This window comes from Thermogladius sp., assembly GCF_049970955.1.
GTDB lineage: Archaea > Thermoproteota > Thermoprotei_A > Sulfolobales > Desulfurococcaceae > Thermogladius.
In genome coordinates this window covers 1-21,250 of sequence record NZ_JBMFLY010000012.1, presented here as the reverse complement: position 1 = coordinate 21,250, position 21,250 = coordinate 1, and the positions used below count along the sequence as shown (strand labels likewise).

The following is a 21,250-nucleotide window of genomic DNA, read 5'->3' as shown; positions in this document are numbered from 1 at the left end:
GAGGCGGCGTGGTCGTAGTAGTTGTAGTAGTCGTAGTGGTCGTTGCCGTGGGCGGGGTGTACGTGGTGTACGAGGGGCCGAAACCGACTATGACCGCCAGCTTCCCGGTGTTAGGGTCGAAGGAGTTGAGCATCTCGTACTGGTCCTTGGCAGTCGGGGCAAGGATGTCGAAGACGTAGGGTGCCACACCCTTCGCCACCGCCAGGGCGTACTTGCTGCCAGTACCACACACCCACTGCTCCGCGTCCACGCTGAAAGCCCTCACCTTGGTAGCCGAGAAGCCGTCGTAGCTGGTGACGGCAACGGCAAACCTCCACTGGTTGATGTTGGACAAGTCGAACAGCATGGACTTCGGTACCTCGGCAATTATAGAGTTCGATGTCGGGTCGGCGTACACCTTGAAGCCGTTGGTGTCCTGGACTACAACCGTGTCGTTGTAGTAGTAGAGGGCCGATCTCTCGCCCTTGGGGACCGGGTCCGTACCCCAACCAGGCGCTAGTAGGAGAGCTATGTGCCAGGCGCTATCGGTAGACAGGTTGACGTTAAGCCCGTAGGTGTCGGTCCTACCCCCGCTCATAGTCGTGTGTATGTATATGTGTACGTACTGTAGCGACCAGCCGTTGGGCCCGTTCCACGGGTTGCCGCCTAGATTAGCTACTGTCACCGTGAACACTAGTTTGTCCCCAGCGTCGACGACCTTGAACTCCGTCAAGTCGAAGACTCCCTTCACGAAGACGTTCGCTTTCGGGTAGACGTAGCCTCCCGGCCCGTCATCGTCTCCGACAGGGTCTTTCATGTCGAAGACTACCGTTCCTCCAACCGCACCCCTCGGCACCTGCACCAAGTAGACCAGCCCTAGCCTGGTCGAGGAGCCCACATACTGCCCGTTCGCGTAGGAGGCGACGGTGATGTAGACCTTGTCGCCCTGGGTGAAGTTGAGCGTGCTCCAGGGGACTGCTACGTTTACTAGCGTCCCGTTGTCCTGGACGAGCTTGCTCGAAGCTGTGCCGACGGCGACCCAGCCTCCTTTACCGTCCGCCTTCAGCACCACTGCGCTGCCCGTCGCCTGGTCGACCTTGACAGCGTACACCAGGTAGACGCCTAGGTCCGCAGTGCTGTTCTCCGGGTACACGTTGTAGCCGGGGTTGAACGGCGAGAGGGTCACCTTGGGGGAGGGCATGTAGAAGACGGCCACGCCGTTCGTCGAGGCGGTTGTGAAGTGGGCCGCGAGGTAGAGGTTACTGCCGTCAACTCCCACGTAGGCGTAGTCCACGAACCTGGGCTCGACTGGGAGGACCAGCGCAGTGCCCGCGGAGACCAGGCTGTTCCAGTCCGAGAGCTTGTTGTCCAACGGGCTGGACGGGACCGGCTTGGGCACGTTCGGGTTGAGCCAGCCAATGGGCTGGCCGTCGGGGTACGCCGTCACGTTCAGGTAAGCCGGCGGCGTCAGGCCCGCCTTAAGGTAGGCCTCTCTCAGGAAGCCCTTGAAGATCGGGTCGAAGGTCTGCGCGGAGCCTGTCTCCTGCCCGTACCACCACCACCAGTCGCTGGCCTCGGCCCTCAGCAGGTACTCCGCGACGTCCTTGTTGACCTTGATAGCGTCCACGAGCGTTGAGACGCCTAGTTTAGACAGGATCTCGTCTCTCGCCTTAGCCAGCCACATCCAGGCCACGTTCTCCTGCCTGTCTCCGATCCACATTGCGAGGTTGCCGCCCCAAGAACCCTCGGGTATTCTCCCGCTGACCGTCTTCACGGGTAGCATGGAGTAGCCGTCGCCGTAGCTGTCGGGCGGTATGTTGGATATGTCCTTCCCAGCCAGGTCGAAGTACTGGTACTGCTTCAGCGGCAGCTCTTTCGCCGTGTTGGAGAAGAGCTTGACGAACTCGCCTGGAGTTATGGTCTTAATGACTCCCTGGCTCTGGAGCTGCTCGAGCGTACTGTAGAGCTTGTTCAGGAAGTCGTCGCCGAAGTTGACGTAGTTCTCCCACGGGTTCTCGCCGTCGAGTGCTACGACTACGACCCTGGGACCGGTCGCGCTAGACGCTGCCGCCTTGATCCTGTTCACGAGGTCGTTTACAGCCGAGTCCGTCGCCCAGGCGCTGTAATGGAAGCTTATCATGTTGCTGATGTCCGTGTTCCTAAAGAATACGTATATCCTCGACCCGCCGTAGTCGGCGTACCAGGGTACGCCGTAGTTGTTTATATCCGAGGCGTCCACGCCCGTCGCTGCGAGAATAGACTGGTCGGTGACAGTCCACGTCATGCCGGCCGAGGCGAACGCCTGCAGTACGTAGTCGTTCACCGCCTGCTCAGCCGGCCAGACGCCGACGGGAGTGTAGTTGAAGTACGTCTTGAAGAGCTCTATGCTCCTGGTTATGTGGGCTACCAAGTCGCTACTCCAGCCGAAGTCGGCTATGAGGGGTGCCAAGGGGTGGCTGTAGGGCACTGGTATGAGCTCCGCCTGCCCCTTACTGGCTAGGTCCCTGTATATGCCGGTTATCTTCGACATTATGTCCTTCTGAACGCTGAGGACGAGCTTCAGGTCGTCCCTTGTGAACATGGGGTTGGCCGAGGACTTGGCCCTCTGCATCAGGTCGTATACCTGCGGGTACTGCTCCCTGGCGACCTGGGGGTCTATCCAGAACAGGTTGAAGAGGACTGCTAGGTCTATCACCCTCTGGGAGGAGTAGTTGCCCGCAGTGAACTGGTTCGCCACGCACTTGATGAACTCCTGTTGCGTCAGCGGCTGCGCGCTGCAGATCTGGAACGCGGACTGAGCCGCGTTCCTCAGCTCCGTGTACCTGGGTATGACGTTCACGATCCTGTTCCAGTTTATGTCGAAGAACCCGCCGGGTATCTTGATCATGTTGTATATGTCCTCGGCTGTCAGGTTCTCGTTGTTCGCCACCTTGTAGGCGAGTATCTGGTAGCTGTCCATCCTACCGGTGGTGACGTAGTCGACCAACTGGTAGAGGAGCGAGCCCGAGAACGTGAAGGTGACCTTGATGTCCGGGTATTTAGAGAGGATGTACGCCATCTTGTAGTAGTTGCCAACGCTGTGCATCCTAACCCAGGGCAACACGAAGTGGGTGCCGTCGGGGCTGTAGTACCAGGGCTGGTGGTAGTGCCATATGAAGGCTACGTATATAGGCTGGCTCTCGCCGACCATCACTGGTTGTACGGACACTAATATAGACATAATGAGGACGAGTTGCAGAACTAACAGTATTTTCCTCAATATACCACCCAATTTTATCTTGAAGCCACAAGTTTTAAAACTTAAATTGTTTTTGTATAACGAAATGCTTAAAACGTTTGTTTAAAGAATTAGTTATTTAGGGTTCCAGAAATAGTGTAGGTACGGGTATTTATGGAGACGGGCTTCTCCTGGTTTTGTCCCAAGTGCGGCTTTAGAGAGGAGTTTGGCAAGTCCTACTACTACAAGTGCCCGAAGTGTGGTAGTCCGCTGACGATCTCGACTAACAAGAGGTACGAGTTGTCCAAGGGGAAGGGCCTCTACAAGTTCAAAAGCGTTCTCCCCGTCCTCCCGCACAAGTACATCGGTGAGGGGGGTACACCTCTAGTCGAGGTCGTTGAGGAAGGGGTAAACGTGTGGTTTAAACTCGAATACATGAACCCCAGCGGTAGCTTCAAGGACAGGGGTACGAGCCTCTCACTCGCGTACGCTAAGAGACTGGGGTACACGACGGTCGTTGACGACTCCTCCGGCAACACCGCCATATCCATATCGCTCTACTCCCGAGTACTCGGACTGAAGCCTGTCCTCTTCGTGCCCAAGACCGCGCCGGAGGGTAAGAAGAGGGCTCTCAAGTTCCTCGGGGCCACGCTCTACGAATCGGAGAGCAGAGGGGCGGCTAGCGTGGACGTGGTCAAGTACGTTGAGAGAAACCCCGACGTGTACTACGTGGCTCACACCTGGAGCTACTTCTACGTAATGGGTGCCGCCACCATCTCCTTCGAGGTGTTCGAGGAGGCTGGTGTACCGGACTACGTGATAGCCCCCATAGGCTCCGGGGGCCTACTACTAGGGCTGGCGCACGGCTTCAAGACGCTACTCGAACAAGGCTTGACGACCAAGATGCCCAGGGTGATAGGCGTACAGGGCTACAGCGTTCAACCGGTGAGCGTGGCTCTCAAGGGTGTCGAGACGCCCGGGGAGGACTCCAGCCTAGCCGACGGCATAATGGTCCCCAACCCTCCCAGGCTGGGCGAGATCGTGGAGGCGATCAAGGAGACGGGTGGAGACGTCTACCTGGTGGGCAACAGCGAGATCCGGGAGGCGTGGTCTAGGCTGATAGACCAGGGCTTCCTAGTGGAGCCGACCTCGGCGGCCGCGTACGCGGTGCTCCGGAAGCTGAAGAGCAGGCTCCAGGGCAAGACAGTGCTGGTACCCCTCACCGGCTCGGGGCTGAAGTTAATATCGCAGGCCTAGCCCACGGGCCCGGCCCCGCTAAGCCCTACACAGGTTGACCACCAGAGCCGTCCCACGCCCGGCTCAGCCCCGTTGACCCATGAACGCCAGCGTCCGGGGTTAGGTTGCTCCCTTCCGGGCCTGGCCAGGTTCCCCCGGCTAAGGCGGTTGACCCCTCTCCTCCGAGAGGGGCTCCGCCTCCGCTAGCCCCATGGGGCGGGGGTCACAGCCTACTGCGTGGGGGATGGTGGGCCTGTGTAGGGCCCAGCGGTTATCTGGCCCCGTGTTACAGGGCCCTACCCGCGGCCCGTGGGCGATATTATATTTTGTCACACAGGCTTAAAAACACGCTAGGGGAGAGGGGCGAGCGAAAAGACTAGGGCGAGCAACGAGGCCGCGTTGACTAGGAGCGCCGCCTTCTTGAACCTCTCGCCCAGGACCTCGAAGACTATCCTACCCCCGTCCGTTATGAAGAGGGGGGCTGCGTTCAGTATGGCGAGGTTGAAGTTCACTAGGTAGAGCCAGAAGAAGGCTCTCAAGAGCTGGGCGGCAGGGTAGACCCCGACTACGCTAATTAGCCAGCTCGCCGGGGGTGTGGTCACGTACACGCCCAGCATCCTCTCGGTAGCGTTCCTCACTATGGAGACAGTCTCGACCGCACCCCTGGGAGTCAGGAGCGTTATGTTCAATACCGTGGCAGTCGCGTTGGAGAGCAAAGACCTTAGGTCTTCCACGCCTCTCAGGCTGACCCCGTTAACGCTCAGTAGTATGCTGTAGGGCTCGATACCTGCTCTGGAGGCGAGGCTGCCCGGGACCACACCGGTGACCAGTACACCGCTAGGCGACGCGGCGATATTGAAGAGGGCTAGGCCTAGCAAGCCGAGAGCCAGGTTCGCGGCCACGCCGGCCGCGAGGATGCTCGTTTTAACGAAGCGGCTCGACCTGTTGAAGTCCGACTCATCGATCTCGGTGAAAGCCAGGGGTACGAGGACGGCTACGGCGAGGCCGAAGGACTTCACTCCTACGTTGTGGCTTACCGCCGTCTTCCCGTGGAAGAGCTCGTGTAAGACTGCCGCGGCCCCTACGGCCAGGACGAAGTAGGCCAGGTCGAGGCCCGTAATGTCGACGCCGGGGACGAGGACTCTCAAGGCGCCCGTACCGTTAAGCTTCGCTTCGATACCACTGTACACTAACAGGAAGAACCACGCGACCGAGACAGCGTACGAGGCGACCAGTAGTACAGACGCCCGCCTCCAGGCTCTACTGGCTCCTCTCACTCTCCCGGCGCGGTAAACGAGTACACCGCCGTACAACAGCCGTATACGCCTCGACTCGAAGAACTCCCTCTTGTGGTAGTAAAGCAGGTTTAGAGTAGACCAGGCGGCCAGTATACCCCCAAGCACCGTGAGAGCGGTGTTCAATACTGTAACCCTTACCAGGCTTCTTAATAAGTTCGGAACACCTGCATAGTAAGATGAGCGCCGCTTATAAAAGTGTATTGGAGATGGTCAGGGAGAAGGTCGAGAAGAGGCCCGAGTACCGGGAGGTGGAGTACACTCCCGACCACTGGATGCTACTAGCCGAGTTGAGGAGGACCGCGGGGAAGTTGATGAGTGTACTGGCCTCCCGCGGGCTGTACTCCGTAGTCCACGGGAGCATCGCCCGAGGCGACGTCCACGAGAAGAGCGACATCGACGTCTTCATACCCTACGTGATATCGTCCTTCAAGCTCGAGCAAGTCCTGGAAGACGCCGGGCTGAAGGTCTACTCTAGGACCATCATCATGGCCACGCCTCAGAGCACCCCTAAGGCGTACTACGCTCTAGACCCCGAGGAGAGGGTCGTCATTAGCTACCCGCTCGCAAAGCTGAAGCCCCGCGAGATAGAGTTCTACAAGTTCGGGGGCATGCTCGAGCTCGAGGAGCTGGAGAGGGGCGTCCGGAAGCCGGGTGTTAACAAGAAGCTCGTCCTGATAGTCCCCTCGGAGAAGGGCCACCTAGAGGCGCCGGTGATAGGCTTCGAGAGCTACGTCGCCAGGGTCGTAGGAGTCAGCGTCGACACCGTCCTAGAGAGGGTGAGGGTCTTGACTAGGAGGGACGAGGTCGGCAGGACGGGCGTCTTCCTGAAGATAAACGTGCCCTCTACACTGAGCATCGAGGAGGCATTAGCCGAGGAGACTACTAGGAACCAGTACCTGCGGAGGGCGCTCGCCGAGGCCGACCTCCTCTGAGGTGCCGGGGTTGAAGATCCTCGAGGCAGACGAGAAGAAGGGGATCTACAAGATCCTAGTCGAGGACGAAGAGGACCTCTGGGCGCTGAGGAACATACTGAGAGAGGGCGACCTAGTCGAGGCTGTTACGACCAGGGAGGTCAAGCCCGGGGAGGGAGGTGAGAGCCGGAGGTTCCCAATGGTACTCAGGGTGAGAGTGAAGGACGTCGAATTCCAGCCTTTCACGGACAGGCTCAGGATTAGGGGGGTTGTAGTCGAGGGGCCCGACAAGTTCGGTGTCGTGGGTAAACACCACACACTCAGCATAAAGCCCGGGGACGTAGTGGTCTTCGTCGAGAAGGAGCTAGACGACTTTAGCAGGAAATTCCTCGAGACCTACTCGAGGAAGAGGAGGATACTTGTCGTAGCGCTAGACTACGACGAGGTCTGCATATCCCTAGTGTCGGAACAGGGCGTGAGGGTTGTGAGAGAGTACTACACCAACCTGCCCGGGAAGGACGCTGTCGAGGAGTACGAGGAGTCTGTCAGGAGGATGATAGAGCAAGTCGTCGAGGAAGTATTGGAGTACTCCAGGTCGCTCAGAGTAGACGGCGTCATAGTAGGCTCGCCGGGGTTCCTGAAAGACGAGGTAATAGCCAGGCTGAAGAGCAGGGGGCTCGACAAGCCGCTGTTCGCAGACTCCGTATCCTACGGTGGTTGTAAGGGCGTTGACGAGATACTGAGGAGGGGTGGCGAAAAGAACGTCGTAAGGGAGCTGAACATAACGATGGCCGTGAAGTACTTCGAGGAGTTCAAGGAGACCGTGACGCGAGACCCGGAGCAGGTGGCCTACGGGCTGGAGAACGTCGCGAAGGCCGTGGAGCTCAACGCCGTGAGAGTACTGCTGGTATCAAGCAGGCTCCTCTGGTCCGGCGGGGAGGGCGTAGACCCCAACGCCGTCGTGCTCGAAGCCTTCAAGAAGAGGGCCGAGGTCTACATCGTGCCCCCAGACTCCAACATCGCGCCTGAGCTGGAGGGTTTCGGCGGCATAGTAGCCCTCCTCAGGTTCAGGCTGCCGCTGGGCTGAGAATACCGCGCCCAGTAGTGGCCCTCGTTAAGGTTTATCACGTTCGAAAACATGATTAACCATTGTGAGGTCTAATAATGAAGATAGAGTTCTACATGCTCGACGACACCTACGAGGTCGTCGGGAACGAGCCTCACGTCCTCATCTACGGTGTTACCAGGGACGGGAGAAGGGTCGTCCTGAGGGACAGGCGCTTCAGGCCCTACTTCTACGTCGTATTGTCGCCCGACGCCGACCCCAACACCGTCGCGAAGAGGGTCAGAGCCCTCTCCGAGACGTCCTCGCCCATTATAGACGTGAGCGTCGTGGAAAAGAAGTACTTTGGCAGGCCCGTCAAAGCCCTCAAGGTCACGACCGTGATACCGGAGAGTGTTAGGAGGTACAGGGAGAAGGTCAAGGGCGTGCCGGGGGTTGCCGATGTCCTCGAGGCGGATATCAGGTTCAGCCTGAGGTACATCCTAGACCACGGGCTTAGACCGTGCGGCTGGCACGTCGCAGAGGTTGTAGAAGTCCCTAAGAAGCCCGGCCTGAGAGTAGACGCCGAGTACGAGGTAACAGGCCCGATCGAGTCGCTCGAGGACTCAACACCGCCCCGCGACTTGAGGATACTCGCCTTCGACATCGAGGCGTACACCAAGACGGGCAGCCCCAAGCCCAGCCAAGACCCCGTCATCATCATCGGGGTAATGAACGACAAGGGGGAGCTGAGGTCGTTCGTCGCGGAAGGCCTAGACGACAGGAAGGTCATACAGGAGTTCGTCAAGTACGTACAGGAGTACGACCCCGACATAATCGTGGGCTACAACTCCGACGCCTTCGACTGGCCCTACCTGCTGGAGAGGGCCAAGAGAGTGGGCGTCAAACTAGACGTCTCCCGCCGGCTGGGCGTGGAGCCCCAGACCAGCACCTACGGGCACGTGAGTATACAGGGCAGACTCAACGTGGACCTCTACAGGTTCGCGGAGGAGATACCCGAGATAAAGGTGAAGAGCCTCGACGTGGTCGCGGAGTACCTGGGCGTAATGAAGAGGAGCGAGAGGACCCTGGTCGAGTACACGGACTTCCCGAAGTACTGGGACGACCCGTCGAAGAGAGGAGTGCTCGTGAAGTACAACCAAGACGACGTCAAGTCTACTATGGGCTTAGCCGAGAAGTTCCTGCCCTTCGCGATGCAGCTGTCCTACGTAACGAGGCTCCCGCTAGACCAGGTAGGCGCGGCGAGCGTGGGTAACAGGCTAGAGTGGTTCCTGATGTACGAGGCGATGAAGGCGGGGGAGCTGATACCCAACAGGGAGGAGAAGGAGGCCGAGCCGTACAAGGGCGCTGTAGTCCTCCAGCCCGTTAGAGGCGTACACGACAACGTAGCCGTACTAGACTTCTCCAGTATGTACCCCAACCTGATGATCAAGTACAACGTCGGCCCCGACACCATTGAGAGAGAGGGCGAGTGCGATGTAGAGACCCACTACATCGCGCCCGAGGTAGGTCACTGCTTCAGGAAAGAGCCCCCCGGCTTCTTCAAGGACGTCTTGACGAAACTACTCGAGCTCAGGAAGTCCATTAGGAGCGAGATGAAGAAGTACAAGCCCGACACCGTGGAGTATAGGATACTGGACGAGAGGCAGAGGGCTATCAAGATACTGGCCAACGCTACGTACGGCTACATGGGCTGGGTCGGGGCTAGGTGGTACTGCCGCGAGTGCGCTGAGGCCGTGACAGCCTGGGGTAGGGCCACGATCACCAACGTCATCAAGTACGCGGAGGGGCTAGGCCTGAAGGTCATATACGGCGACACGGACTCGATCTTCGTCAAGTACGACAAGGAGAAGGTCGACAAGCTCATCAAGTACGTGGAAGAGGAGCTCGGCTTAGAGATCAAGATCGACAAGCTCTACACCAGGGTCTTCTTCACAGAGGCGAAGAAGAGGTACGCAGGGCTCCTCGAGGACGGGCGCGTCGACATAGTGGGCTTCGAGGCTGTCAGGGGCGACTGGGCCGAAATAGCCAAGGAGGTCCAGGAGGAGATAACCGAGATACTGTTAAAAGACGGCGACTTGAACAAGGCCATCGAGTACGTGAGGAGCGTTGTGAGCCAGGTCAGGTCCGGAGGAGTACCGATAGAGAAACTCGTGATATGGAAAACACTGACTAAGAGACCTGAGGAGTACTCGGCTGAGGCCCCCCACGTGTCGGCCGCTAGAAAGCTGATGAAGAGGGGCGTCCGCGTCGACGTCAACGACAAGATCGGCTACGTGGTCGTGAAGGGGTCCGGCAAGATATCCGACAGGGCCGAGCCGTACATATTCGTGAAGGACCCCAAGTCGATTGACGACGCGTACTACGTAGACCACCAGATAATACCCGCCGCTATGAGAATACTCGAGTACTTCGGGGTGTCCGAGGCGCAGTTGAAGAAGACTTCGCAACAGGCCCCAAGCCAGAAGAGCCTGCTAGACTTCCTGAAACAGAAGAAAAACTAGCTATGTGAACTCGGAGAACGTCAGAACTAGTACTTCGGGCGGTTTAAGGGTTATCTTGCCCACTTTGGCCCCGACGAGTATCTTAACGTTTTTCTCAGCCGCCTTGTCCAATAGTCTCTGCGTCACTATACCGTCGAATACGACCGCGTTTACCGCGCCCTCCTGCACGTTTGACAGCTCGTCTACCAGGTCTCTAGTCGGTATTCTCTTTATCTTACCCCAGTTACTGTCGTACAAGATAGCCTCGAGGGTGCCTACCAGGGACTTTATGTCCTCCACTACCGTGGAGGGTATCACAACCTCCTCCCTTGTTACCTCCTCGGTCTCCTTCCTCAGCCTCTCCTGCACCTGGAGTAGCTGCTGAGCCTCCTTAACACCCTCTTTCGATAGCTCCTCGAGGTAGGTCTTGTAGTCTACAGCCTTGCTCAAGGCCTCCTCGATGTCCTTGCCCGTTAAGTCCTCTACCTCCTTGCCAGGTGGCGCTCTCGCGATCAGGTCCACCTTGATGGTCCTGAGAAGCTCTCTCAGTATCAGGTCGCCTATGTGGTCACCGTCTACGAAGACTATCGTCTTCTTCTTCCTAGCCAGCTCTTTAATCGTGTCGGGGACCTTCCTCGCGCCGCCTATCGCTATGACGTTGGTCTTACCATACCTCAGAAGGTTTATGACGTCGGCTCTCCCCTCGACAATTATCACCGTATCGGACTTGTCGACGTCGGGGCCCGCTGGGAGCTCTTCTTTACCGTAGGATATAGGCTCGGGTACCCTCAGCAGCTCCTGTATGTCTCTCAGTATCTCTTTTATGTCAACGGTCTTTTCCTTACCCCACTTCCTGAGTATGTCGACAGCCCTGTCCATTATCTTCTTGATCTTCTCGATCCTCAGGTCGACTATCTCGGTTACCTCGATTTTGGCGTCGTAGGGGCCTACTCTATCGACGATCTCGATCATGGCCGCCAGTAGCGCTGTCTCGACTCTGTCGAGGTTGCTCGGTATCTGGATCTCCCCGACAGTCTTGCCGCCCTGGGTCTTTATGTTCACTATTATCCTTCCTACCCTGCCCTTGTCTTGGAGGGCCTTCAGGTCGAACTGCTCGCCGAACAACCCCTCTGTTTGACCGAAGAGGGCGCCGATTATGTCGTGCTTCTCCACAACGCCGTCTACTTGGATGCGTGCCCTGATAAGGTACTTGCTCATATACTCCACGCTACTAGCCAAACAAATCTCAATTCTTAATAATGTTTTTAAAGACCTAAATTAAGGTGGTCTAAGCGACGCTCCTTCAGACTATCCTAACCCTGTTGACCTTCTTGTTAGCCCAGCTATACCTCCTAATCCTCTTACTCCTGCCGAATCCGCAGGCAGCGCAGTAGCCCTTGGCGACGTTGAAGCTGTGCCTCCCGCACCTCCTGCACCTGATGTGCGTCTTGCTCCTACCGTGTTTACCCATCGAAGTGGTTCCTTTGACCATGGCTCAGACCCTCAGGCCTGGAGAGGTGATATGAGTACTACAGTGTCTCCTCTTATAACCAGTGTACCGAGCTTCCTGCTAGAGCCGTCTCCTCTGACCTCCTCGGCGTCGTCGAGGACTATGTTCAAGTGCTGATCGTAGCTCCTGAGCTTCCCTCTTATGGAGACCTCGCCCTTCATTTTGATCAGCACTATCTTGCCGACGTTCTCCTCGAGCAGCTTGTACGTTGTCTCGGCAATCATGAAGTCCTCCCTAGACCAGGTATCTAATGCGTGTTAAAATACCTGACACTCTTTAAATACTTGACTAGCAGGTTTACTGTAATGCTGCGGCACCCGTTGTCTAAAAAGGAGAAGAGGAGCCTGCTCCAGGAGTTGTCGGCCAAGTTCGGGTTTCTCGGGCTAGACGTAGAGCAGCCTCTCGAGCACGGTAGAGACGAGGACGGGGAGTACATCATAGTGGGCAGGAGCATAGCCCTGATCAAGATAGGGGACAGGTGGCTCCCCGCACTAAGGTATGTGCTGGAGAGGGGTCTCAAGCCGAGCCCGAGCATCTACGTCGACAGAGGCGCCACCAACGCGCTCCTCCGCGGCGCCGACCTTATGGCGCCCGGTGTGAGGAGGGTCGAGGGCGGCTTCGGTAAAGACGACGTAGTCTTCATATACGACGAGGAGTCGGGTAAGCCCGTGGCCCTCGGCGTCGCGCTCTACTCCTCAGAAGAGCTTAAGTCGTTGAGCCGGGGTAAAGTAGTGAAGGTGCTCCACTTCGTCGGCGACAAGTTCTTCAACAAGAAGGTCTAGCACGCAAGAGACGACAGCGGGGGTACCGGCTGGGGAGCGGGTTTAAGAAACATCATTCTTTAAAAAACCGTATACAGCTCTAATTAAAGAGGTGGTTTAGATGCCATTCGAGAAAGGAGACTTCCTGTTAGTAGACTACACCGTGAGGGTTAAAGAGACGGGCAACCTCGTCGACACGACCGACATAAACACGGCGAAGCAGGAGAACATGTACGACGAGACGAGGGTCTACGGACCGACGCTAGTAGTCCTAGGGAAGGGGTGGATAAACCAGTTCGTCGAAGAGGAGATCATGAAGATGGGCGAAGGCGAGGAGAAGACTATTGAGGTCCCGCCTGATAAGGCCTACGGCGACAGAGACCCGAACAAGGTAAAGGTCTACAGCCTTAGAGAGTTCACTAAGAGGGGCTACGAGGTCAAGGTAGGGGACATAGTCGAGACGGAGTCCGGGAGAGGAGTAGTCAAGAGTATAAGCGGGGGTAGGGTCGTAGTGGACTTCAACCACCCTCTAGCCGGCAAGGTGCTGGTGTACAAGGTCAAGGTCGTGAGGAAGCTCACCGACGCCAAGGAGAAGCTCCTCTACCTCGCGGTTAGACACCTGAGCATACCGGGCGAGGAGCTCAAAGTAGACTTCGACGAGGCGTCGAAGAGGGTGACGGTGAGCCTCCCCGGCAAGTACATTAGTAGGAGAGACCTACCATACGCCAAGATAAGCCTCGCCACGGACATCCTAGAGACGTTCAAGGACACCGTCAACGAGGTCGTGTTCCAAGAAGTGATCGCCAGGAAGACCGAGCAGTCGCAGAAGAGCTAGGCAACGCCGGTCTCCTTAACTAGCCTCCAGGCGGCCTCCCACGTCAAGCCGTTTTCGCCGAGTATAGTGTATCTCTCAGGCCTTATTTTGTGGGCGATCGTTAGAGCCTTGACTATGGTCTCGGCCGGTATGCCTATCTCGTCGGCTCTCGTGGGCAGACCTATCTTTCTCATGACGTCCCTGACGAGCCTCCACTTCTTGTCCCCGTACAAGTAGAGCATGAGTATAGTCCCGAGGGCGACCTGCTCGCCGTGTAGCGCCCGCCCCGGGGCTAGTATGTCTAGTGCGTGGCTGAACAAGTGCTCGCTACCGCTCGCGGGCCTACTCGACCCAGCTATACACATGGCGACCCCGCTGCTGATGAGAGCCTCAACGAGTATCCTCACGCCCTCCTCGCTACCGCTGGCGATCAGCTCGTGGTACCTCAGGACGTGCTTAGCGCTCATCAACGCTAGTTGTGCGGCGTACTCGCCGTAGTACTCCCCCTTCAGCCTGTGGGCGAGTCTCCAGTCTTTCACAGCCGTGAATTTCCCTAGTAAGTCCCCGACCCCGGCTAGTATCAGCCTCTTGGGTGCCCTAGATATGACGCTCGTATCGGCGATAATAGCGCTGGGCGTTGTCGCATATACGCTGGTCGGCCTTTCCAGGCCCTTCAAGCTAGCGAAGGGGCTCGCGATGCCGTCGTGACTGGGGGCCGTGGGGACGCTGACCATCCTGGCACCCGCTCTCCCCGCCGCGAACTTCGCTAAGTCTATAGACCTGCCGCCGCCAACACCCAGCACGAAGCTCACGTTCTCTGCTCTAGCCTGCTCCGCGATCTTCTCCGCCTCACTGACACTGGCCTCCCCGGCCTCGAAGACCCTCACCCTAAAGCCGCTGGCCTTGAGGTTCTCCGCGACCTCCCTACCGGCAATCTCGAAGGTGCTCCTCCCAGTGACAATGCCCACTAGGTCGCCGGGGCGGCCGCCCAGGGCCTCCAGGACGCCGGCGGTCTTGCCGAGCACTCTACTGCCGACGACGACTATAAACGGCAGTTTTATCTCGTGAATACTCAAGCCGACACCCCTTAGACATACGTTTATATAATCTTAAAACCTGATTCATAACACCATAGAGATGAGGTGTCCTCTACTTGAATACCGAGAGCAAAACAACGACTGTCGGTCTAGTAGTAGGCGACTACGTAGTGCTGGCCGCCGATAAGAGGGCTACCGGGGGCCCCATGGTGTACCACAAGAGGGTCAAGAAAATACACAAGATAACCGACTACGCCGCAATGACGATTTCCGGGCTTGTGGCAGACGCGCAAGTACTCGTAGACGAGGCGAGGTACGTAGCCAGGCTCTACGAGCTGGACTACGGGAGGAGGATCACTTTAAGGTCCCTCTCGAACTACATGTCTCTCATACTCTCAGCCTACCTGAGGTACGTCCCCTTCGTAGTCCAGCTCCTGCTCGGAGGCGTCGACGATGAGGGCCCCTCGCTGTACTACCTGGACCTGTACGGCTCCATCTCCAAGGAGAACTACGCTTCCACGGGTAGCGGGTCGCCGGTGGCTTACGGGGTTCTAGAGAAGGAGTACAGGAAGAACATGAGTCTCGAGGAGGCAAAGCACTTGGCGTTCAAGGCTGTAGAGGCGGCTCTAAGCAGGGACGGTTTCAGCGGCGAGGGCGTAGACGTGGTGGTCATAGGCCCCAACTACTACACCGAGGAGACGTTCCTCTTCGAGAAGAAGCTCTTGTCCAACCAATAGGCTTAAAAGTATAAAAGTTAATTAACGTCTTATACAAAGATCCACACAGAACCACGACTTCTCCCCGCGTAATTAAGGGTGTGTAGGGAAGTGACTTTACCTAGCGACATACTGGACAAGAACAGGAAGACGTTAGTGGAGCTGCTATTGAAGGAGATACCGCCCGAGCTCAACCTGGCGAGCATAGAGTTCGAGGGGCCGGAGATAGTCCTCTACGTCAACAACAGGCAGGCAATAGTAAAGTTCCTAGACACCATAAAGGCCATCGCCAAGAAGATACGCAAGAGGGTCGTGGTCAGGGCGAGCCCAGACGCGAGACTGCCCCCTGAGGAGGCCAAGAAGAAGATCCTCGAGCTGGTCCCGAAGGACGCGAACGTCGACCCCAACAGTATAGTCTTTGACGAGACCCTCGGCGAGGTCTGGATTAAAGCGGAGAAGCCGGGCGCGATAGTCGGCAAGGGCAACATCATAAGGCACTTCATCCTGGCGGAGACGGGCTGGAGGCCCGTGCCCCAGAGAGCATCGCCTCTAGAGTCCAAGATGTTGAACACCATTATGTCCAACCTGCTGAAGCAAAGCAAGTACAGGCTAGAGTTCCTCAGGAGAGTCGGCGAGAGGATTCACAGAGACGTGATCTTCAAGAACAACTACGTTAGGGTCACCGCTCTCGGGGGCTTCATGGAGGTGGGCAGGTCCGCGATCCTCGTCGAGACGAAGGAGAGTAGAGTGCTACTAGACCTCGGCATTAACGTGGGCGCTCTACACGACCCCCTCAAGGCTTACCCCGAGATCGACCTCGACGCTATCAGAGTAGACGAGCTAGACGCCGTCATCGTGACCCACTCGCACCTGGACCACGTGGGGGCAGTGCCGCTACTGTACAAGTACGGCTACAGGGGCCCGACGTACATGACCAAGCCCACTAGGGAGCTCTCGGCGATCATGATCCAGGACTTGATCCAAGTCACCAGGAGAGAGGGGAGAGACCTCCCCTTCGGCGAGAAAGACCTGTCCACGATGATACTCCACACTATACCAGTAGAGTACGACGAAGTCACCGACGTAGCGCCCGACATAAAGCTGACGATGTACAACGCCGGGCACATACTGGGGTCCGCTATAGTCCACCTCCACATAGGCATGGGGTTGCACAACATAGTGTACACGGGAGACTTCAAGTACTCTAACACAAGGCTGCTGGACAAGGCGGTGAGCGAGTTCCCTAGAGTAGAGACTCTAATAATAGAGAGCACTTACGGCGCCACTAAGCAGCAGAGTAGGCAGGCGGCCGAGCAGCAGTTGATAGACATCGTTAAGAGGACTATCGAGAGGCGCGGCATCGTCCTAATACCTGTCTTCGCCGTGGGTAGAGGACAGGAGATCATGGTGGTACTGAACGAGGCTATCGAGAAGAAACTGATCCCGCCCGTAAACATATACATCGAGGGCCTGATAAACGAGGTGACAGCTATACACACCGAGTACCCCGAGTACATGAGCAAGAGCCTGAGAGACGCCATATACAGAGGCGAGAACCCGTTCACCAGCGAGCACTTCAAGATCATAGAGGGGGACGTCGGCAGGCCCGATATCGTGGAGGACAGGCCGTCCATAATCATGGCGACCAGCGGCATGCTCACAGGCGGGCCTGCCGTCGACTACCTCAGGCTGATAGCCAGCGACGAGAGGAGCTCCCTAGTCTTCGTAGGGTACCAGGCCGAGGGGACGCTGGGAAGGAAGATAAAGGACGGTATGAGGGAGATAACGAACGTCGTTGAGGGTAAAGTCGAGGTACTCAAGATAAACCTGGAGGTTCACAGCATAGACGGCTTCAGCGGCCACAGCGACCAGACGGAGCTCGTCAGGTACGTGCTGAACATCAAGCCCAAGCCGAGGAACATAATACTGAACCACGGCGAGCCCAACGCTATATACACCTTCGCGAGGCTTATATCGCGGGCCGTCAGAGACCCGTCGTCCGGCTACCAGACCGTGCCGAACATCTTCACACCCAGCATCCTAGACAGCATCAACCTAACCGCCTCTAGATAGCCTCCAACGGTGGAGTCTGTGAGCCGGGTACTCTACCCCGGGAGATTTCAGCCGTTCCACAAGGGGCACGCGTACGCGCTGGGATGGCTCCTGGAGAGGTACGACGAGGTCGTAGTAGCCGTAGGCAGCGCCCAAGAGGGCTTCACGTGCCAGAACCCCTTCACGGGCGGCGAGAGGGTCGAGATGATCAGGAGGTACACCAAGTCGCGGGGGATAGACGGCAGAGTCTGGATTATAACAGTCCCCGACATAAGGATGCCGCCGGCCTGGACCTCCTACACGCTCTCGTTATCGCCCCGGGTCGAGGCCGTGGCCTCAGGGAATCACCAAGTGCTCGACCTGTTCAAGTGGCTGGGGCTTAAGACTATTGAAATACCCCTCGAGAAGCCCGAGCTCTACAAAGGCACCGTGATCAGAGGGTTTATGGTGAGAGGGCTGGAGTGGAGGCACCTTGTACCAGAAGAGGTGGCAGGCTTTATAGACGAGATCGGCGGTGTCGAAAGAGTCAGGAGAGTGTGTAGTAGTGAGGGTCGTTGAAATAGACGGTAGCATGGGGGAGGGAGGGGGCCAGATACTCAGGTACAGCCTAGCCCTGTCGGCCCTCACACTAAGGCCTGTGAGGATCTACAACATCAGGGCTAAGCGAGACAACCCTGGCCTAAGGCCGCAGCACCTAACAGCCGTCAACGCCTTGAAAGAGGTCACCAACGCCGTCGTGAGGGGGGCCGAAGTAGGGAGCATGGAGCTGTACTTCGAGCCCAGAGAGAGGAGAGGCGGCTTCATGAGACTCGACATCGGGACTGCCGGCAGTATAAGCCTAGTCATGCAGGCCATGATACCGGTGCTACTCTTCAGCGAGAGGGAGGCCAGAGTCCAGATAACAGGGGGCACCGACGTCGAGTGGAGCCCGCCCATCGACTACATGAAGCACGTCTTCGCGTATAACATGAGGCTGCTGGGAGTCGAGGTGAAAATAGACGTATTGAAGCGGGGGCACTACCCGCGCGGCGGGGGCTTAGTCGAGTTCTCGGTGAAGAGGGCTACCAGCGTGCTAAAGCCGGTCAAGCTGGTCGAGCACGGGGGTGTCGTAGCGGTCAGGGGAGTTAGTCACGCCGTGAGGCTGCCGAAGCACGTCGCAGAGAGGCAGGCATCTAGCGCGGCCAGCGTCGTGATGAGCAGGCTCGGTGTCAAGCCCACGATCGAACTAGAGTACTACGAGCCGGGCAAAGACCACCACTTGGGCCCCGGTAGCGGCATCGTGCTGTACGCCGAGACGAGGTCTGGCACTAGGCTGGGGGCAGACTCGCTGGGGGCTAAGGGGAAGCCGGCCGAGAGAGTGGGTGCCGAGGCCGCGGAGGCTCTCGTCGAAGAGGTCTCGACAGGCATGTGCTTTGACAGGCACATGGGCGACATGCTCGTGCCCTACCTCGCCCTAGCGGGGGGTCAAAGCGAGGTAGGAGTGTCTTCTATAACACTCCACACCCTGACGGCGGTTGAGGTCGTGAAAATGTTCTTCCCAGAGGCTGAGATCAGAGTTGAAGGGGGTCTGGGCAAACCAGGTATTATAAAGGTCAAGGGGGTCTCTTACCAGCCGTGAGCCTCTCTAGCACTACTCTCTTCAAGTAGTCTAAATTCAGCTCTTTCAGGGCCGAGACTCGTACCAGTTCCCCAGACACCTTCTCGCCGAGCTCTCTCGCTAGTTTCTCGAGCTCGTCTTCACGCAGGACGTCGATCTTGTTCAACACCGCGATGACGGGCTTATCCCCCAGTAGGCTTCTCACGGTATTGTACGTCTTCAACTGTTGTTCGAGGCTGTAGTAGCTGTTCGGGTTAGCGTCGAACACGTAGATAGCCGCGTCGGCGAGGTACTTGACTGCGTAGACGGCTTTGAGCTCTATCTCGTTCATCTCGTCCACGGGCCTGTCCAGTATACCAGGTGTGTCGACGAAGACGACCGTCCCATACTCGCTCTCCCAGTGCCCGACTATAATGGTCTTGGTCGTGAACGGGAACATCCCTATCTCCGGCTTAGCCCGGGTCAGCTTGCTGAGGAGAGTGGACTTCCCCACCTGGGGCATGCCCGCTATGACCACAACGTAGTCTCCTTTAACACTGGGCATCTTTGCCAGCTCTGCGACCCCCTGCTTTACTCTCAGGACGTCCCTGTTGAGCCTCTTGTACAGTGAAAGGCACCTACCCAAGCCCTCTCTAAACGACGCGACCGCTTCCCTCCTCGTCCCGGCGCTCCTCAACCTACTAGCGTAGTCCTCCTCTATCCTGCCGGCAAGCCTGCGGCTCCTCCTCAACTTGCCTAGCAGTGCGTCCAAGTCTAGCTTAGTGTACAACTCAAACAGCTTAGCGTAGAACTCGCCCATGCTCTTAACTAGGGAGACGGCCTCCTCTACCCTCTCGAGCTCCTCTCGAACGGTCTCGCAGGAGACTCTGAGCTTAGCTGTGAGAACCCTCCTGATCTTCTCGTCGCCCACGAGTCTGCGAGCTCCCACACTCCTGTCGGTGATAGACCTCATCCTCTCGTCTACTAGAGCGTAGACCTCTTTGAAAGACCTCACCCTAACCCTCTTGAACTCCTCCAGCGAGACCACCGCGTGGCTTTAGTCACGGCTCCGCTTCACGCTTATGGAGGACGTCTGAAAACCCTTATTTAGCCGATAGCTCGTAAGTGCACTCACGCCGCGGTAGTGGTGCACTACCTTGGTCTTGTCCAGCGGGAACCTGAAGGTCCACTGGCTTCTCAGGAGGCCGGCTCGCATGGAGCTGTTCAAGGTCGGAGACGCCGGCTTACACACTAAAATGGTTAGAGAGAGCATGAGAGACAGGAGGATAGGCGTCTACGTTCACATACCGTACTGCAGGGCTACATGCCCCTTCTGCCCCTACTTCAAGACCGTGCTAAGATCAAGGGACGAGGTCGAGAAGTACCTCCGCGCCGTCATGAGCGAGATAGACTTCTACGGGAGACTACTCGAGGGCGGCGGCTACGAGGTCGTCGAGATACACGTGGGCGGAGGCACGCCGAGTCTAGTACCAGCCTCCTTCTTCAAGGAGCTCTACGAGAAGCTGTCAGAGTACTTCACCTTGAAGACGAACATAGGGATAGAGGCGAACCCCGAGGACCTAACCAGTAGCGAGTACGCTGGTGAGCTCTACAAGAACGAAGTCGGCGAGGTGAGTATAGGGGTCCAGAGCTTCAACGGGAAGGTCTTGAAGGCGCTCGGCAGGAAGCACACGGTCGAAGACAACGTTAGGGCTGTCGAGAACGCTGTCAAGGCTGGTTTCAAGTGGGTTAACGTAGACTTGATGTTCCTTCCGCCTAGTATAAGAGGCTACGTGGAGATCAGCCCGGAGGAGGGCTTGACCATATTCGAGGACGACCTGGAGAAGGCTCTCGAGCTAGGAGCGCACCAGATAACGTTTTATCCCACAATAATCCCACGCCACTCGCCAGGTTTCAAGCTGGTGGAACAGGGTAGAATAGCCCAGGACGAGAGACTAGTCGACAAGTTCGTGGAGGCTGCCTTAGACTTCGCGGAAAACAAGAAACTCAGATTAGTCAGGGTGTACTCGATCTCGAGAGAGCAGTACGAGTACGCGACCGTGAACCTGGAGATGGTCGGCCCACTCTTAGGCATTGGCGCAGGGGCGTGGAGTAACACGGGTCTCTACCAGTACATCAACGTGCACGATGTCCAGTCCTATGTACGTCTAGTGAACGAAGGTAGGCCGCCGGCAGTGTACTACAGGAGCCTCGGGAAGTCCACTATCGCTTGGAGAGTCCTCTTCGACCAGTTGAGTAGTGGAGTGGTCAAGACAAGGCTTTTCAACGAGCTAGGTGTAGAAAAGATCCCCTACAGTATTAGGGCCTTCCTCGAGTTGGCTACTCTAGCGGGGCTCCTGGAGAAGAGAGGTGGAGACTACTACCTGACGAGAAAGGGCGTCGTCGAGGTCTACAAGTCCGTCATAAACTACGTCGTCGAAATACCCGTGAAAGCAACAATGCTCCTAGAGAAGTACAGCAGGCAGGAGAGCATGCCGGATAAGATAGTAGTTTAGAGTAATGCCATAACAGACTGACACATTAAACTCCTTGTAATTTCTAAGAGGGTTACTTTTAATTGGTTACCTAGGTAACCT

The 21,250-nt window shown here is 57.2% G+C and carries 18 protein-coding genes and 1 other RNA gene; 11 read left to right on the top strand and 8 right to left on the bottom strand.

Annotated features, from left to right (window positions below):
- A partial coding sequence (locus tag ACP5VX_RS03045) for a glucodextranase DOMON-like domain-containing protein (protein ID WP_428724431.1) occupies window positions 1–3,238 on the bottom strand: 3,238 nt, incomplete at its 3' end.
- 132 nt (window positions 3,239–3,370) lie between these two features.
- Between ACP5VX_RS03045 and ACP5VX_RS03040 the strand changes: the two genes are divergently transcribed.
- Window positions 3,371–4,453 (top strand): threonine synthase, encoded by a 1,083-nt coding sequence (locus ACP5VX_RS03040; protein ID WP_428724430.1) that lies wholly within the window; start codon window positions 3,371–3,373, stop codon window positions 4,451–4,453.
- 6 nt (window positions 4,454–4,459) lie between these two features.
- On the opposite strand, the gene ffs is transcribed toward ACP5VX_RS03040, so the two are convergent.
- Both ffs and ACP5VX_RS03030 read right to left on the bottom strand, forming a co-directional pair.
- An RNA gene (gene ffs, locus ACP5VX_RS03035) (signal recognition particle sRNA) lies at window positions 4,460–4,733 on the bottom strand.
- 49 nt (window positions 4,734–4,782) lie between these two features.
- Window positions 4,783–5,853: a site-2 protease family protein gene (locus ACP5VX_RS03030; protein WP_428724429.1), complete on the bottom strand. Its 1,071-nt coding sequence runs from the start codon at window positions 5,851–5,853 to the stop codon at window positions 4,783–4,785.
- A gap of 83 nt (window positions 5,854–5,936) precedes the next feature.
- Between ACP5VX_RS03030 and ACP5VX_RS03025 the strand changes: the two genes are divergently transcribed.
- From ACP5VX_RS03025 to ACP5VX_RS03015, 3 genes are all read left to right on the top strand, one after another.
- Window positions 5,937–6,662 carry a nucleotidyltransferase domain-containing protein gene (locus tag ACP5VX_RS03025; RefSeq protein WP_428724428.1) on the top strand — a complete coding sequence of 242 codons (726 nt, stop codon included), beginning with the start codon at window positions 5,937–5,939 and terminating at the stop codon, window positions 6,660–6,662.
- Window positions 6,663–6,672: 10 nt separating this feature from the next.
- Window positions 6,673–7,728, top strand: a complete 1,056-nt coding sequence (locus tag ACP5VX_RS03020; protein ID WP_428724427.1) for an mRNA surveillance protein pelota — start codon at window positions 6,673–6,675, stop codon at window positions 7,726–7,728.
- A 77-nt stretch (window positions 7,729–7,805) separates the two neighbouring features.
- Window positions 7,806–10,208 (top strand): DNA-directed DNA polymerase, encoded by a 2,403-nt coding sequence (locus ACP5VX_RS03015; protein WP_428724426.1) that lies wholly within the window; start codon window positions 7,806–7,808, stop codon window positions 10,206–10,208.
- Here the strand turns inward: ACP5VX_RS03015 and dnaG are convergent, their stop codons facing one another.
- From dnaG to ACP5VX_RS03000, 3 genes are all read right to left on the bottom strand, one after another.
- Window positions 10,209–11,405, bottom strand: coding sequence for a DNA primase DnaG (dnaG, locus tag ACP5VX_RS03010; protein ID WP_428724436.1), 1,197 nt, complete (start codon window positions 11,403–11,405; stop codon window positions 10,209–10,211).
- 85 nt (window positions 11,406–11,490) lie between these two features.
- Window positions 11,491–11,679, bottom strand: a complete 189-nt coding sequence (locus ACP5VX_RS03005) for a 50S ribosomal protein L37e (RefSeq protein WP_013562797.1) — start codon at window positions 11,677–11,679, stop codon at window positions 11,491–11,493.
- A gap of 11 nt (window positions 11,680–11,690) precedes the next feature.
- Entirely contained in the window at window positions 11,691–11,918 is a 228-nt protein-coding gene (locus ACP5VX_RS03000; RefSeq protein WP_048163522.1) for an LSM domain-containing protein, read from the bottom strand.
- A gap of 84 nt (window positions 11,919–12,002) precedes the next feature.
- On the opposite strand from ACP5VX_RS03000, the gene ACP5VX_RS02995 reads away from it, so the two are divergent.
- Together ACP5VX_RS02995 and ACP5VX_RS02990 are read left to right on the top strand one after the other, a co-directional pair.
- On the top strand, window positions 12,003–12,479 hold the full coding sequence (locus ACP5VX_RS02995) for a DUF1947 domain-containing protein (protein ID WP_428724425.1): 477 nt from the start codon (window positions 12,003–12,005) through the stop codon (window positions 12,477–12,479).
- Window positions 12,480–12,579: 100 nt separating this feature from the next.
- Window positions 12,580–13,293 (top strand): FKBP-type peptidyl-prolyl cis-trans isomerase, encoded by a 714-nt coding sequence (locus ACP5VX_RS02990; RefSeq protein WP_428724424.1) that lies wholly within the window; start codon window positions 12,580–12,582, stop codon window positions 13,291–13,293.
- Here the strand turns inward: ACP5VX_RS02990 and ACP5VX_RS02985 are convergent.
- The gene (locus tag ACP5VX_RS02985) at window positions 13,290–14,348 is read right to left on the bottom strand and encodes an NAD(P)-dependent glycerol-1-phosphate dehydrogenase (RefSeq protein ID WP_428724423.1); all 1,059 of its coding nucleotides are present in this window, start codon (window positions 14,346–14,348) and stop codon (window positions 13,290–13,292) included. The genes ACP5VX_RS02990 and ACP5VX_RS02985 overlap by 4 nt on opposite strands.
- A gap of 77 nt (window positions 14,349–14,425) precedes the next feature.
- Here ACP5VX_RS02985 and psmB point away from each other — a divergent pair, with 77 nt between their 5' ends.
- From psmB to rtcA, 4 genes are all read left to right on the top strand, one after another.
- Window positions 14,426–15,046, top strand: a complete 621-nt coding sequence (gene psmB, locus ACP5VX_RS02980; protein WP_428724422.1) for an archaeal proteasome endopeptidase complex subunit beta — start codon at window positions 14,426–14,428, stop codon at window positions 15,044–15,046.
- A gap of 90 nt (window positions 15,047–15,136) precedes the next feature.
- Window positions 15,137–17,098, top strand: a complete 1,962-nt coding sequence (locus ACP5VX_RS02975; RefSeq protein ID WP_428724421.1) for a beta-CASP ribonuclease aCPSF1 — start codon at window positions 15,137–15,139, stop codon at window positions 17,096–17,098.
- A gap of 18 nt (window positions 17,099–17,116) precedes the next feature.
- Window positions 17,117–17,635, top strand: a complete 519-nt coding sequence (locus ACP5VX_RS02970; protein ID WP_428724420.1) for a nicotinamide-nucleotide adenylyltransferase — start codon at window positions 17,117–17,119, stop codon at window positions 17,633–17,635.
- Window positions 17,622–18,695: an RNA 3'-terminal phosphate cyclase gene (rtcA, locus tag ACP5VX_RS02965; RefSeq protein WP_428724419.1), complete on the top strand. Its 1,074-nt coding sequence runs from the start codon at window positions 17,622–17,624 to the stop codon at window positions 18,693–18,695. The genes ACP5VX_RS02970 and rtcA overlap by 14 nt, the downstream gene beginning before the upstream one ends.
- Here the strand turns inward: rtcA and ACP5VX_RS02960 are convergent.
- On the bottom strand, window positions 18,670–19,701 hold the full coding sequence (locus ACP5VX_RS02960) for an NOG1 family protein (protein WP_428724418.1): 1,032 nt from the start codon (window positions 19,699–19,701) through the stop codon (window positions 18,670–18,672). The genes rtcA and ACP5VX_RS02960 overlap by 26 nt on opposite strands.
- A 109-nt stretch (window positions 19,702–19,810) precedes the next feature.
- Here ACP5VX_RS02960 and ACP5VX_RS02955 point away from each other — a divergent pair, with 109 nt between their 5' ends.
- Entirely contained in the window at window positions 19,811–21,169 is a 1,359-nt protein-coding gene (locus ACP5VX_RS02955; protein ID WP_428724417.1) for a coproporphyrinogen-III oxidase family protein, read from the top strand.
- Window positions 21,170–21,250 lie beyond the last annotated feature (81 nt).